Origin of the sequence: Paenarthrobacter sp. NPDC057355, from assembly GCF_042667405.1 — a bacterium.
In the GTDB taxonomy this organism is placed as follows: Bacteria; Actinomycetota; Actinomycetes; order Actinomycetales; family Micrococcaceae; genus Arthrobacter.
Map to the genome: position 1 here is coordinate 77278 of NZ_JBHVAL010000004.1, position 14712 is coordinate 91989.

A 14712-nucleotide genomic window follows, 5' to 3' on the forward strand; every position below is an offset into this window, starting at 1 on the left:
GGATGGAGTTCAACGCCGTGATTCTGGCGGGTGGCAGGGCCACCCGCCTCGGGGGCGTGCCCAAGCCATCGTTGAAGTACGACGGCGGCACCCTCCTTTCGCATGCCCTCGAGGCTGTGCGGGGTGCGGCGGCCGTGGTTGTGGTGGGACCTGATGCCAACGGTGAATCGCTGCCGGAATCGGTCCTTGTTGCGCGCGAGGAGCCGGCCTTTGCCGGCCCCGCGGCTGCGATTGCAGCAGGGTTGGCTGCCTTGGAGGAAGGCCCGGCCTCCAAATGGACTCTGGTTCTGGCCTGCGATATGCCCAAAGCCTCGGAGGGCCTAGGCAGGCTATGGGAGGCACTCGAGGCGAATCCCTCGGTTGAAGGGGCGATGGCGGTATCCGTTGACGGCCGCAAGCAGCCTTTGTTGGGGGTCTACAGCACCGCTGCCCTGGAACGGGAAGTGGACGCGGCGTCGCACGGTTCCGGGTTAAGCAACTCACCTGTGTTCAAGCTGCTTGCTAGGCTGAACCTGCTGGATGTTGGCGTCCCCGCAGGGTCTACCGATGACGTGGATACGTGGGAGGACGCCGCGGCCTTGGGTATTGACTACGATGTGGAGGCGGACGTGAAGAGCCAGGAAGAGACGCTCGAGGATTGGTGCCGCACTTTGCTGCAGGCCTTTGAGCTCGAGGGCGTGGAAGTGGACATTAATGAGGTGCTCGCTGTGGCAGGAGTGGCCGCGCACTCCGTGGTCCGCCCGGCTGCCCCGCTCACTACCTTCATTGCAGGCTACGCCGCAGGCATGGCCCGTGGCATTGGCCAGGCCAGCGATGATGCCTCCATGAACGCCGCTCTGGACCTGGCCCGCAAAATAGCCAAGGAGTACTCGGAGTCCGGGACTGACGCCGAATGACGGAGGCCCCGGGCGGGGGCCATCACGCGGCTCACACATGGCAGGAAGCCCGGCAACGCGCGTTCGATGTCGCCACGCCCATTCCCTCGGGTCCGGTCCCGCTGAAGGCCGCGCTGGGCCGTACCCTGGCGTCGGACGCCTTGGCGGTCCAGGACATGCCGCACTACGCGTCCTCCGCCATGGACGGCTGGGCAGTTAACGGAAGCGCTCCGTGGATCCTGAGCGAACCTGGCCAAAGACTGGCGCCCCACCAAGCAAGCCCGATTGTCACGGGAGGCCTGGTACCTCCCGGTGCCAAGGCGGTGCTTCGGAGTGAGAGTGGTGTCATCACCACGGACGACGACGGCCTGCCGCTTCTCGGGCTTGGCGGCACCGCCAAGCCCGGGGAACCGCGCAACGGCCAACACATCCGTAAAGCCGCGGAAGAGGCCGCAGCCGGGGACGTCCTGCTCAAAGCCGGAACGGTGGTAAATCCCGCCCACATCGCCCTGGCGGCCCTCGCGGGCCTCGACCACCTGGACGTTGTGGGCAAACCCTTGGTCCGGTTCCTCCTGACCGGATCCGAGGTAGTTGAGCGTGGGGTTCCACAGCCTGGCCAAGTACGGGACACCTTCGGGCCACAGCTTGGTCCCGTGGTGGAACTCCTGGGCGGTATCGCTGGGGAGCAGCTCAGGGTGGGCGACAGCTACGAGGAGTGGCTGGCCGCGCTCCAGGACACAGAGCCTGCACCCGGTGATCCGGACGCAGAAGCAGAGCCGCCTGCCGACGTCGTTATTTCCACGGGCGGGACCGGACGTTCCGGCACGGACCATTTCCGGCGGGCTGTGGCCGAACTCGGGGGCCAACTGCTGATTGACGGCATCGCGATGCGGCCGGGGCACCCTGCCGTATTGGCAGAGTTGCCGGATGGCCGTTTCGTCGTGGGGCTGCCAGGGAATCCTTTGGCGGCGATGATGGCCTTGTTCACCATCGGGGCACCCCTGCTTGCGGCGCTTGGGCACAGTCACCTGGACGACGTTGGAGAGGTGCCCTGCGGTACCACCATCGATGCGGAGCCGGGGCGGACAAGGCTGATGCCATTCAAGCTTGTCTACGGCCTGGCATCGCCTGCCCAGCATTCGGGACCGGGAATGATGCGTGGGCTCGCCGGTGCGGACGGAGTGATGGTGGTTCCACCGCATGGAGTCCAGCTGGGCGAACCTGTCCCTGCTTTTCCCTTGCCGTGGGCTCGGGCGCTGCCTGTGCCCAAAGCACCCGGGGACAAGACCCGGAAGACGGCAGCGCGCCCGCAGCGGAAGACGTCGTCGGGGCCTGTGGACTGGAGCGGACTGGACGCCTGAGTGCGAGTGCGCTGCAGTGTTACTTGTGGCGGAAACCGCCGGCTGCGAGGTGCAATGATGGACTCATGAACAGGCATGCTCCCGAACAGGACATCAATGAAGATGACCTGCAGATCCACCCGCCCAAACGAGCCGCAGCAGGGGTCAAAGCCGTAACGGTGGCCCTCAAACGCGGATACTCCCAGGCCGGTGTGGCCCGCACGGTCCGATCCATGCTGAGGGTCAACCAACGCGACGGCTTCGACTGCCCCGGCTGCGCGTGGCCGGAGTCGATCACTGGACGGCGAAGCCCGGCGGAGTTCTGCGAGAACGGTGCCAAGGCAATAGCAGAAGAGAGCACTACTCGGACGGTGGGCGCGGATTTCTGGGCCCGGCACTCCATCGCAGAGCTTGAGGGCAAGACTGAATACTGGCTGGGCAGCCAGGGCCGTATCTCGGAGCCTGTGGTGATCCGGCCGGGCGAGACGCACTATTCACCGATCAGCTGGACGGACGCTTTCGCTCTGATAGGGGAGCACATCAACGCGACCACCCCGGATAAGTGCGTTTTCTACACCTCCGGCAGGACAGCCAATGAGACCGCCTTCATGTACCAGTTGTTCGCGCGCAGCTTGGGCACCAACAACCTGCCGGACTGCTCCAACATGTGCCATGAATCCTCGGGCAGTGCGCTGAACCCCACCATCGGAATTGGCAAGGGCACCGTGTCCCTGGAGGACATCCACCACTCCCAGCTGGTGCTGGTGGTGGGCCAGAACCCGGGAACCAACCACCCGCGCATGCTGTCCGCCCTGCGCGATTGCAAGAACAACGGCGGCAAAGTGGTTGCCGTAAATCCGCTGCCCGAGGCCGGACTGCTGAACTTCAAGGACCCCCAGTCCCTCAATGGCGTGATCGGGGGCGGGACCACCATTGCCGATGAGTTCCTGCAGATCAAGGTCGGGGGTGACCTGGCGCTGTTCCAGGCACTTGGCCACCTGCTCCTGGAGGAGGAGAAACTCAACCCCGGTACCGTCGTCGACCATTCCTTTATCGAAAACCAGACCGAAGGTTTTGCCGCGTACCGGCAAGCACGTTCGGTGCTGGACTGGGGGCAAACGGAGAAGGCCACGGGCCTGTCGCGTGCAGAGATCACCAAGGTGGCCTCAATGATGGCGGCCTCGAAAGCCACCATCATCTGCTGGGCGCTCGGATTGACCCAGCAGCCGCACTCGGTGGACACGCTCCGGGAGATCATCAACCTGCTGTTGCTGCAGGGCAACTTCGGCAAGCGCGGCGCCGGCGCCTGTCCGGTCCGCGGACACTCGAATGTGCAGGGCGACCGGACCATGGGGATCTGGGAGAAGCCGAAGGAATCCTTCCTTGCCGCACTGGACAAGGAATTCGGCTTCACGATGCCGCGCGACCACGGCTACGACTCAGTGGAAACCCAGCACGCCCTGGAAAAAGGCGAGGTGGATGTGTTCGTGTCCATGGGCGGAAACTTCGCAGCCGCAGGCTCGGACACGGCCGCGTTGGAGGAGGGCCTGAAGAAGGCGGGCCTGACCGTTCACATCTCCACCAAACCCAACCGTGCCCACATTGTCCATGGCAAAACCTCGCTGATCCTGCCAACCCTTGGCCGCACGGACATGGACGACAAACACCCCGAGGGCAAGCAGTTCCTCTCGGTGGAGGACTCAATGTCCGTCATCCACAAGACACAGGGCAGGCTGGAACCGGTGTCCGAGCACCTGCTCAGTGAACCGGTGATCGTTGCCCGCATGGCGCAGGCGACGCTGGGCGACGACCACGGCGTGGACTGGCGGGCCATGGCCGAAGACTATGACGTGATCCGGGATCATATCTCGCGCGTCATTCCCGGTTTTGAGGACTTCAATGCCCGGATCCGTACCAAGAACGGATTCGTACTGCCCAACCCGCCCCGGGATACCCGCACTTTCGCAACGGATATTGGCAAGGGCCGCTTCTCCGTGCGGCCCCTTGAGTATCTTGAAGCTCCCGAAGGTCATTTGATCTTGCAGACGATGCGCAGCCATGACCAGTACAACACCACGTTCTACGGCTTGGATGACCGGTACCGAGGGGTCTCGGACGGTCGCCGCGTGATCCTCGTCCATCCCGAGGACCTGTTGGAACTCGGATTCCAGGACCGTGAACTGGTGGATGTTGTCTCCACGTTCTCCGGATCGGAGCGGCGCGCCGACAAGTTCCGGCTGATCGGGTATCCGACAGCCAAGGGATGCGCCGCGGCGTACTTCCCCGAAGCCAATGCGTTGGTTCACCGTGAGCTCGTGGCCCGGGAATCCAACACCCCCGGATATAAGGCAATGACTGTCCGATTTGTGAGGCACGAGGAGGTCGGTTCCTGACATGGGACGTGTGACGCAGCGCCGCAAGGTGCACAAATTTGTCCTGGATGGCTCACCCCAGGCACTGGAGCATCCAGTCCGCTTTAGGGAAGACGTACTGGCGGTGGAGGAGCCCTTGGAAATCCGGCTGGGCGAGATGTCGTTCTCGGTGACCATGAGGACTCCGGGGGACGACTTTGACTTGGTGGCGGGCTTCCTGGTCTCAGAAGGCATCATTTGGGAGCCTTCCCAGCTGATTTCGGAGCGTTTTTGCTCGGGGGAGGACGAGAATGGGGTGCAGACTTTCAACGTCGTGGACGCCCAGCTACCCCCCGATGTAGTGCGCCCTGACACGGGCAGGAACGTCTACACGTCCAGTTCGTGCGGCATCTGCGGTACGGATTCCATCGAGGCCGTCCGTAAGTCTTCGCACCACAGCCCCGGCGAGGACGACGTCACCATTCCGGTGGCCGCCCTGGCGGCACTGCCGGACCGTCTCCGCGAAGCGCAGGCCGTTTTCGACAAGACTGGCGGCGTCCACGCTGCCGGACTTTTCAGGATTCACGACGACGGCAGCACCGAGCTGCTGTGCCTCCGGGAAGACGTCGGCCGGCATAACGCGGTGGACAAGGTGGTGGGCTGGGCCTTGCGGTCAGGCAAGCTGCCGTTGAGTGGCACGGTACTCCAGGTTTCAGGACGGGCATCGTTCGAGCTGGTCCAGAAGGCCGCCATGGCCGGAATTCCGGTGCTGGCGGCCGTCAGCGCGCCGTCCAGCCTGGCGGCAGAGCTGGCTGCAGAATCCGGCATCACGCTGGTTGGCTTCAGCCGCGGTGCAAGCCTCAATGTGTATGCCGGCCGGGAAAGGATCGCGGAGCAGGGCCGATAGGGTTGGTGGTTGAAGCGATATCGCCCGGTCACTTGGCTATTGGCCGTCAACGCCGTAGATTTTATCCATCGAATGGAAACGCGGTGACAACCACAGCGCCGTCCTCGCCCGGCATGCCGGAGCCCGGTCATCAAGCCTTGCCACCCAGTCAACGCCCAAAGGGGATTTAATTGCACGACGACCGCCGGATCACTGAACAGCGTCTCGATCGATTCGTTCGCGACCGCATTCTTCCGGCCATTTACGGCAGGGCAATACCGCTGCAACTGAGCAGTTGGGATGCTCCTGGCGAGCCCGTCCCAGCCGCAGAGGCGATGCGTCAGTTGTTCACCCCGCAGGAGCCGGGTGCGCTATGGGGCAAGGCCTGGAGCACCAAGTGGTTGCGCCTGCAGGGTGAGGTTCCGCAGGACTGGGGCATGTCCGATTCCACGGACGTGGAGATCATCGTGGACCTCGGCTTCAACAGCGACGTGCCGGGCTTCCAGTGCGAGGGAACCGCCTGGCGTGCCGATGGCAGCATCATCAAGGCTATTTCTCCCCGGAACTACCACGTTCCCCTCAAACTTCTGGGGGGTGGACTCTCAGTCGATTTCTACGTGGAAGCCGCGGCGAACCCGGACGTTGCCCAGGGTTGGTCCTTTGCCCCCACGGCGTTGGGGGACAAGGCTACCTCCGGCGACGAGCCACGCTACCGCCTGGGCCGGATCGCCATCGCCGAGCTGAACGAGACCGTCTGGGAGCTCAACCAGGACATCTGGACCCTCAGTGGCTTGATGCATGAACTGCCGATGGAAATGCCCCGGCGTCATGAGATTCTCCGTGCACTCGAACGCATGATGGACATCATGGACCCGGACGACGTCGCGGGTACTGCCGCTGCCGGACGCGAAGCGCTGAGGGAGGTCCTGGGCCGCCCCGCCTACGCCTCGGCCCACAAACTTCTGGCCACAGGCCATGCCCACATCGATTCCGCCTGGCTTTGGCCGGTCCGTGAAACCATCCGTAAGTGCGCCAGGACCTTCTCCAACGTCGTGGCCCTCATGGATGAGGACCCGGACTTCGTCTTCTCCTGTTCATCCGCGCAGCAAATGGCGTGGATGAAGGAATTTTTCCCGGAGCTTTTTGTCCGTATCCGGGAAAAGGTCAAGGCCGGCCAGTTCATTCCCGTGGGCGGCATGTGGGTGGAATCGGATACCAACATGCCCGGCGGCGAAGCCATGGCCCGCCAGTTCGTCGAAGGCAAAAGCTTCTTCCTCAAGGAGTTCGACATCGAATGCCAGGAGGCCTGGCTGCCGGATTCCTTCGGCTATTCCGGGGCCATCCCGCAGATCGTCAAGGAGGCCGGTTCCCGGTGGTTCCTGACCCAGAAGATTTCGTGGAACAAGGTCAACCGCATGCCGCACCACACGTTCTCGTGGGAGGGCATAGACGGCACCCGGTTGTTCACCCACTTCCCGCCGGTGGATACGTACAACGCTGAGCTTCACGGCCGCGAGCTGGCGCACGCAGAGCGGAACTACCGCGATCACGGCCGGGGCACCATGTCCCTGGTGCCGTTCGGATACGGCGACGGCGGTGGCGGACCCACGCGCGAAATGGTGGCGGCCGCGCACCGCACCGCAGACCTGGAGGGCTCGCCCAAGGTACGGATGGGTACCGCCAAGGACTTCTTCACCAAGGCCGAGGCCGAGTACACCAACCTGCCTGTCTGGGTGGGGGAGATGTACTTGGAAATGCATCGGGGCACGTACACGAGCCAAGCCAAGACCAAGAAGGGCAACCGGCGCAGCGAGCACCTGTTGCGCGAGGCAGAGTTGTGGTGCTCCACCGCGGCGGTCCGTCTGGGCAGCGACTACACATATCCCCGGGATGAGCTGAAGCGGCTGTGGCGGCTGGTGCTCCTGCAACAGTTCCACGACATCCTTCCGGGCAGCTCCATCGCCTGGGTCCACCAGGATGCCGAGCGGAATTACGAGGCTATCTCCCGCGACCTCGAGCACATCATTGCGCAGGCGGCCCAAGCGCTGGTTGGGGAAGGACAATCCGAATTCCTCCTGAACGCCGCTCCGCACCAGCGAGGCGGGGTTCCTGCCCTGAGCGTCGCCGAGACCACCCAACCCGGTGCGGGCGTCCAAGTGGAGCAGTCAGAAGGCGGTTTCGTGCTGGACAACGGGCTGATCCGGGTAGTTGTGGATACGAACGGCCTGCTGACCTCGGTGATGGACCATGCCAGTGGCAGGGAGGCCATCGCGCCCGGGCAGGCGGGTAATCTTCTTGAGCTGTTCCGGGACACCCCCAACGAGTGGGACGCCTGGGACATCGAAGAGTTCTACCGCCACAACGTCACCCCGTTGACCGACGCGGAAGCCATCGATTTCGAACGGACCGCAACCGGCGCCGTCGTGCTGGTCAAACGCGTGGTGGGCGCGTCCACCATCACGCAACGCCTGACGCTCGACGCCGGCGCAACCTCCCTGGGGATCGCCACCACTGTGGACTGGCAGGAACGCGAGAAGATGCTGAAGATCGCTTTTCCCCTGGATGTCCGCGCGGACCGCTCCGCGTCGGAGACGCAGTTCGGGCACGTGTTCCGGCCCACCCACACCAACACGTCCTGGGAAGCGGCGAAGTTCGAGATCTGTGCCCACCGGTGGATCCATGTTGCTGAGCCCGGCTACGGCGTGGCCATCAGCAACGCCTCCAGCTATGGACACGACGTCACCCGGTCGGTGCGCGAAGACGGCGGAACCACGACGACGGTCCGCACCTCGCTGCTGCGCTCGGCCCGGTTCCCGGATCCCGAAGCTGACCGGGGCGAGCACACCCTGGAGCTGTCCATCAGGCCCGGGGCTGCCATAGCTGATGCTGTGGAGGAGGGGTACCGTACCAACCTGAAACCCCGGTTCGTCACTGGAGGGCATGCCGTTGATCCGCTGGTTTCGGTATCCAACCCGGCGATCGTGGTGGAAGCCGTGAAGCTCGCCGAAGACGGCTCCGGCGACGTTGTGGTGAGGCTCTATGAATCCCTGGGTGAGCGCTCAGCTGCCCTGGTGAAGCCCGGCTTTGACGCCACGGGTGTCACTGCCACGGACCTCTTGGAGCGCCCGACAGAGGCCGCAGGAGTCGCTGTGGAGGAGGGCTCGACGGTCAGTTTGATGCTGCGTCCGTTCCAGTTGGTCACGTTGCGCTTTTCGCGGTAAGGCTCGGAGGCTACTCCACCAGCTGAACGTCGATGCTGTCTTTGAGGATCTGGACCCGGGCGGGAAGGACCGAGTCGAAGTGTTTGATGTCGGCGGCGACTTCCTTCGAGAAAACGTTCTCAATCAGGGAGGGCATTTCCTTCACGCCTGAAAGATAGCGTTTTGCCGCGAAGTCGAACTCGGACCTGTTGGCGCGGATCTGGGCGTTGACAGCTTTGGCTTCGTCGGCGATCTTCAGCACCTCATCGCTGGACGCGTTCCGGACCTCTGCATCGGCTGCCTTCTTGACCAGGTCATCCTTGGCACGGACGAACTCTGCGTATTTCTCTTCACCTTCCGCCGTGACCTCGGCGCGTGCCTCGAGATCAGCCACGTGCTTGTCGAAGGTGCGGGCGAACTCGACGTATGCGTTGTTCTTTGACTGCTTGAGCTCGCTGGCAGCCTTGCGGCAGGGAGCCGCAGCCTGGGCCAGGAGGGTCTGGCGTTCCCGCAGTGTGGCCGCTTTGGAGCCCACAAACAAGCCGTTGCATCCGGCGGCGTCGTCCTCGCGGAACAGGCCCTCAAACTGCGGGTAAGACTCCACCAGACCCTCCATGTAGTCGAAGTAGCGCTCATGGGAGTCCACCAACTGCCGGACCGCCACCCCGACCTGTCCGTCTCCGGAGCCGTTGCTGGACTTCACGTCCTGGAGGGCGGAGCGGGCAGAGGTGGTGGCCTGCTGGAATTCCTCTTTCTCCTTTTGGCTGTCCTGCACGGCCTGGTCCCGGGAGGCGGGAGTATTCCGGGCCTTCTTGTAGGCCGCCAAGTATGCATTCAGGGCGGGCTGGACTTTGGCCCGGGCATCGCCCAAGGCGTTCAAGCGGTCCTCCTTCAGCGAAGTCAGACTTTCCTTCTTCTGCTGGCCGGCGACCTGGCTAACGGCCACCAAGGCTGCGGCAGCGATCACGAACACGGCAACGATGATGCTGATCGCCAGAAGAGCCCGCCGGCGGGTGCGGACGGGGGCGGGGCTGGACTCCGTGGACTCCGGGTTTTCAAACGTCATGGTTACTTCCCCTCCCGAGCGGCGGCATCAAAACTTTCCAGCCGTGTTTTCAGGACGCGTTCAAGCTCGGCATTGGATGAGTTGGCGTCCTCAACCAATTTGGTCGATTTCGCTTTGACGGCGTCCTCGTAGGTTGTCCGAACTTTGTTCAGGGCGTCGTTGATATCGAGAAGGGCAACTCCCGCCGTGGTGCTCTTGGCCAAACGGGCCAGGGGCTCTGTCTGGTTCAGGACCTCCTGCTGCTTGTCGCGTTGTCCTTTGACCACGCCTTCGATCCCGGTGAGAAGCGCCACCGTCTCCTCATCTGCCTTGTCTTTGGCGCTGGCCAGTGCTTCCAAGCATGCATCAGCTGTCTTGACGTAGTCCGCCGAGTAGTTCGCACCGGACACGTTAAGGTCCCTATGGAGCGGTGCGCAGGGGCCCCCTACCGAGCCGGTGATGTTGGCCGTGTTAATGAGCTGCTGGTCGCTGTAGGCGATGACGGCGCCGTAGTTTTCCTTGAACTTTTGGAAGGCAGCAGTGACGCCGTCCTCCTGCACCACCGGAGAGTTGGCCATGGCGTCCAGCCTTCCGGTATTGGCTTCCGATTCGCGCTTGATCAGGTCGCTTTCCTGATTCAGCACCAGGTCTTTTTCCTGGTCGTCGTCCACCTCTGCCACCACGTTGGTGTAGCGGGCTGTGAACTCCTGGAGCAGTGGATCGTACAGGTTCATGGAGTTGTCCACGATGCCGCGTTGTTTGTCCAGGCGCTCAACATCGGCCCGCTGGACCCCGCTGGGACGGAACAGCGCGAACCACGTGCCGAAGCCCCCTGCCACCAACGCGAGAGCCACGATCATCACGATGAGCGTGGTGCGCCGCGAACTGCCGTTCGCCGGTTTAATGCTTGTCTCGTCCAAAATCAGACCCCCCAATGTTTCCAACCAGCTTAGACGTCGTGCTGAAGCCGTTTCACGAAAAGCTTGGTCCGTTCCTGACGGGGTGCCCGCAGCACCTCGGCGGCAGGGCCGCGTTCGACCACAACGCCGCCATCCATGAAGATGACCTCATCGGCCACGTGCCGGGCGAACGCCAGCTCGTGGGTCACGATCACCATGGTCCAGCCTTCTTCCGCCAGCTCCTTGATGACGCCGAGGACATCGCCCACGAGTTCAGGATCCAGGGCTGAGGTGGGCTCGTCGAACAACAGCAACTGGGGCTTCAGGGCCAGCGCCCGGACAATGCCCACACGTTGCTGCTGTCCGCCGGAGAGCTCAAAGGGATAAGCGTCGCGTTTGTCCGCCAGGCCCACCCGCTCCAGCAGGCGCCCGGCCTCAGCGATTGCTTCGGCCTTTGGGCGCTTCTGTACCTGCACGGGCCCTTCGATGATGTTCTTAAGCACCGTCATATGCGGGAACAGGTTGTAGTGCTGAAAGACCATGGCACTGCGATCGCGCAGTGCGGCGATGTCCTTCTTGCCCACCTTGGCACCGAAATCGATGGCAAGCCCGCTTGAGGCATCGCCGCTCCCGAAGGTGACCGTACCGGCGTCGGGAATTTCCAGGCCATTGAGCGAACGCAGCACCGTGGTTTTGCCGGAGCCGGATGGTCCGATCAAGGCCACAACCTGTCCGCGGCGTATATCGATATCGATATCCCGCAACACGGTGTTGCTGCCAAAGGCCTTGGCGAGGTTCCGTGCCTCCAGGACCATGCTGGAGGGATCAGTGGGCGACATAGCGGTCCAATCTTCTCTCCACCGCGGATTGCGCTGTGGAGAGAACCAGGCAGATGACCCAGTAGACCAGGGCTGCCTGCAGGTACAGGGCCATGAACTCCTGGCTGAAAGCGGCGATCTGCTGGGCGTTCCGGAACAGTTCGGTGACCAGGATCAGTGATGCAAGGGACGTGTCCTTCACCAAAGAGATAAAGGTGTTGGACAACGGTGGAACGGAGACGCGGGCTGCCTGCGGAAGGATGATCCGCACCAGGGTCTGTCGGTTGGACATGCCGATGGTGTGCCCGGCTTCCCACTGGCCCTTGGGCACGGACAGGATGGCTGCGCGGATGATCTCGGCAGCGTAACCGCCCACGTTCAGGGAGAACGCGATGACCGCACTGGGCCAAGGATCAAGCTTTACCCCCACGCTGGGCAGACCGTAGAAGATCACGAAGAGCTGAACCAGCAGGGGAGTACCGCGGATCACCGAAACGTAGAAGCGGCCGATTCCCGAGAGCACGACGTTGGGACTCAACCGCAGCAACGCCACGAGCAATGCAAGCACCAGCCCGAAGGCGAAGGACATCAGAGTGAGCGGAATGGTTCCGGTCACGGCCCCGGTGATGAGTGGCCCGAAGGAACTCCAGACGAGGTCCCAGTTCATCTATTTGGTGACGTCCGCGCCGAAGTACTTGTCCGAGATTTTCGCCAGTGTTCCGTCGGCACGGAGGTCTTCCAAAGCCTTGTCCACGGCCTTGGTGAGCTCGGTGGAACCCTTGCGGAAGACCAGCGCGCTCTCAGTCTTGTCCGGCGCTTCCGCGGCAACCTTCAGGCCGGAATCGGGAGTCGTCTTGGCGTAGTCCAGGTAGGTGAGTTTGTCGTTCACCGTGGCATCCACCCGGCCTTGCTGAACCAAGGTTGCGGACTGGGCCCAGCCTTCAACGGCCTGGACATTGGCGCCTGCCTCGACGGCCATCTTGTAGAAGTTGCTGGTGAGGGACTGTGCGGTGGTCTTGCCCTTGAGGTCGGCGAAGCTGTTGATGCTGGAGTTGTCCGACTTGGTGACCACTACGCCCGTGGAGATCGTGTAGGGGGTGGAGAAATCGTACTTGGCCTTGCGCTCATCGTTGATGGAGATCTGGTTGGCGATCGTGTCGAAGCGCTTGGAATCGAGGCCAGCGAAGATGCCGTCGAACTGGGTTTCCTGGAAGGTTGCCTTGACGCCGAGCTTCTCGGCGACAGCCTTGGCGATTTCGACATCGAATCCCGTGAGGTCGCCGGCGCCCTCGGCATGGAAGCTGAACGGGCGGTAGGTGCCTTCAGTGGCGATGACCAGTTCGCCCTTGGACTTCACATCGGAAAGGGAGGTGTCCCCGCCTGACTGTGCCGGTGTTGATCCTCCGCCGCAGGCCGAAAGGGCAAGGGCAGCGGAAGCCAAGGTGGCGGCAAGGATGGAACGACGGGTGCGGAGGCTGTTCATGGAGCCATCTTAGTCACCGGAGGGGAACGGTTCTGCGGTGGACACCGGTACGGGGTAAAACCGGCGTTAAAAAGGCTGAGTGGGGGCGGTCCCCAACAGCCCGCCACCACTCATCCCCCCAATTGTGCTCACATGGGCGCCACATCCACCGGAAACCCGTTCTCTGATTCCGGTGTCAGGCTGCTGCCGCATTCACACATTCATGATTGTGCCACGATCTAATGGTTTTGTGAAAGTCTTACGTCGAGAGACGTTGTTTACGACGCGCGAAGGCTTTAGAAAACCAGATGCCGGCCAATCCGATGCACGTAAACAGGGCTGCCGAGTAGTTGATCAGCACCCGCAACCACGCCTCCGAAAAGGGGATCAGCGGGAAGAACTGGGACAGCAAAAGGAGCGACAAACCCAGCAGCAGCAAGCCCGAAGCCACGCGCAGCAGCATCGGGGCCTGGCTCACCACCGTGCGCCAAATGGCCGGTAGCAGGCAGGCGGCGACGAACCCCGGATAGAAGCGGCCCATGAACGCGTAGGCCTCAAGGGAGGGTCCCCACACCAGGCCGCTCATCCCGGCCGACGAACCCCGGGTGTCCGTGAGCAGGAAAAAGTAGATGGTCAGCGCGCCCACTATCGCTGCAACGGTGATGCCAATGGGGCCACGGATGGCCCGCAAAGCAGACTCCGACCCGAAAGCCGTGGCGATCTTGATGCCCATGAAGAAGAACGTGGCATACAGCAGGAAGCGCAGAATCAGGTTGCCGATGTTCATCCCGCCCAACCAACCATCAATAACCAGGTAGGGAGCTTCGATACTGATGAAGATACTGAGTGAGATCAACGAAAAAATGTAGAACACCACGCGGTTTTCCCCGCGCAGCGCGCTGGGTATCCGTGCGACAGTGATCGCAAGGCAAACTACCAGCGTGACCCAGGGCAGGACAGCCGTCATCCGAGGTTCTCCCAAATTCTTTCAGTACGTTCATGGTCTTGTTCTTGTCGTCGAAGAGTCTTTCCCAACGCCAAAAGCCGTTCACCGGCAAGGGTCACCAGTGCACTTTGGCTCATCCGGTCCAAAGCTTCGCGGCGGGCATTCGGTGCCCACCCGGCTTCGGCCTCCGTGATCAGCCCACCTGCCACCAGGCCGCCCGCCGGGCCGACGCCGGCCGCCCGCGAGGTGGCGATCGCCAGTTCCGGTGGAAGCCGGTTGGCTGTCAGGTGGGCCGAGAAGTTCTGGGGCGCGATGCCCGTGGTGCCGCTGACCCGGTGCCGCAACTCGCCGTCGTCGATCGCGTCCACCCAGTTGCGCACCGACGTAGGGTGCGGCGGCTCCGAAAGGGGAGCGGCGGGGCCAGTCCCGGGCTCGCTGCGCTCGACCACCGCGCGCAACAGGTCGATGGTTGCAACCTGGCTCACCAGCTCGCAGGGGGTGGGTGGGATGGGGTCACCGCGCAGATCGGCGTACAGGTCAAAGGTGGACAGCGCCTGCACCGGGTTGATGTTGAAGCCCCGACTGATGCTGACCAGCGTGGATTCGGCCACCTTGCCGCGGACCAGTTGCTGGGCCAAGGTAGTCCTCTTGATGCCGGCGATCCTGCAGACGTCCGCCGTGCTGGCATCGGGCGCAACGCCATGAAGCCAGCGCTGGAACGCCTTGGACTGTAAGGGCATGTGGAACTCTCTGTGATGTGACGCGCGGCAAACCAGCAGATGCGGTAAGTGGGAGTACAGATCGATTTTACGCCGTCGCCACATTGAATTATGCTTGATGATTGAACCCGCTGGTCCGTACACCCCCCAAGTCCGGACCGGCGGGTTTTT

12 protein-coding genes are annotated in these 14712 nt (G+C 62.9%); 5 read left to right on the forward strand and 7 right to left on the reverse strand.

What is annotated here, in order from left to right; translation table 11 throughout:
• Positions 1 to 2: 2 nt before the first annotated feature.
• From ACFUOZ_RS07035 to ACFUOZ_RS07055, 5 genes are all read left to right on the forward strand, one after another.
• A complete protein-coding gene (locus tag ACFUOZ_RS07035; RefSeq protein ID WP_377546136.1) occupies positions 3 to 896 on the forward strand; it encodes an NTP transferase domain-containing protein in 894 nt (297 codons plus the stop codon).
• Complete coding sequence (locus ACFUOZ_RS07040) at positions 893 to 2236, forward strand: molybdopterin molybdotransferase MoeA (RefSeq protein WP_377546138.1); 1344 nt, start codon at positions 893 to 895, stop codon at positions 2234 to 2236. Before ACFUOZ_RS07035 ends, ACFUOZ_RS07040 begins: the two co-directional genes overlap by 4 nt.
• A gap of 65 nt (positions 2237 to 2301) precedes the next feature.
• On the forward strand, positions 2302 to 4608 hold the full coding sequence (locus tag ACFUOZ_RS07045) for an FdhF/YdeP family oxidoreductase (protein ID WP_377546140.1): 2307 nt from the start codon (positions 2302 to 2304) through the stop codon (positions 4606 to 4608).
• Between the two features lies 1 nt (position 4609).
• Positions 4610 to 5473 (forward strand): formate dehydrogenase accessory sulfurtransferase FdhD, encoded by an 864-nt coding sequence (gene fdhD / locus ACFUOZ_RS07050; protein WP_377546142.1) that lies wholly within the window; start codon positions 4610 to 4612, stop codon positions 5471 to 5473.
• A 170-nt stretch (positions 5474 to 5643) separates the two neighbouring features.
• Complete coding sequence (locus ACFUOZ_RS07055; RefSeq protein ID WP_377546144.1) at positions 5644 to 8673, forward strand: alpha-mannosidase; 3030 nt, start codon at positions 5644 to 5646, stop codon at positions 8671 to 8673.
• A 10-nt stretch (positions 8674 to 8683) separates the two neighbouring features.
• Here the strand turns inward: ACFUOZ_RS07055 and ACFUOZ_RS07060 are convergent, their stop codons facing one another.
• The 7 genes from ACFUOZ_RS07060 to ACFUOZ_RS07090 all read right to left on the reverse strand — a co-directional run bounded on the left by ACFUOZ_RS07060 (position 8684) and on the right by ACFUOZ_RS07090 (position 14562).
• Entirely contained in the window at positions 8684 to 9718 is a 1035-nt protein-coding gene (locus ACFUOZ_RS07060) for a hypothetical protein (protein WP_377546146.1), read from the reverse strand.
• Positions 9719 to 9720: 2 nt separating this feature from the next.
• Positions 9721 to 10617, reverse strand: coding sequence for a hypothetical protein (locus ACFUOZ_RS07065; protein WP_377546148.1), 897 nt, complete (start codon positions 10615 to 10617; stop codon positions 9721 to 9723).
• Positions 10618 to 10646: 29 nt separating this feature from the next.
• Positions 10647 to 11435, reverse strand: coding sequence for an amino acid ABC transporter ATP-binding protein (locus ACFUOZ_RS07070; protein WP_377546150.1), 789 nt, complete (start codon positions 11433 to 11435; stop codon positions 10647 to 10649).
• Positions 11422 to 12081, reverse strand: coding sequence for an amino acid ABC transporter permease (locus tag ACFUOZ_RS07075; protein WP_281450963.1), 660 nt, complete (start codon positions 12079 to 12081; stop codon positions 11422 to 11424). Before ACFUOZ_RS07075 ends, ACFUOZ_RS07070 begins: the two co-directional genes overlap by 14 nt.
• A complete protein-coding gene (locus ACFUOZ_RS07080) occupies positions 12082 to 12897 on the reverse strand; it encodes an amino acid ABC transporter substrate-binding protein (protein WP_377546152.1) in 816 nt (271 codons plus the stop codon).
• A gap of 238 nt (positions 12898 to 13135) precedes the next feature.
• Complete coding sequence (locus ACFUOZ_RS07085; RefSeq protein ID WP_377546154.1) at positions 13136 to 13843, reverse strand: hypothetical protein; 708 nt, start codon at positions 13841 to 13843, stop codon at positions 13136 to 13138.
• A complete protein-coding gene (locus tag ACFUOZ_RS07090; RefSeq protein ID WP_377546156.1) occupies positions 13840 to 14562 on the reverse strand; it encodes a hypothetical protein in 723 nt (240 codons plus the stop codon). Before ACFUOZ_RS07090 ends, ACFUOZ_RS07085 begins: the two co-directional genes overlap by 4 nt.
• Positions 14563 to 14712 lie beyond the last annotated feature (150 nt).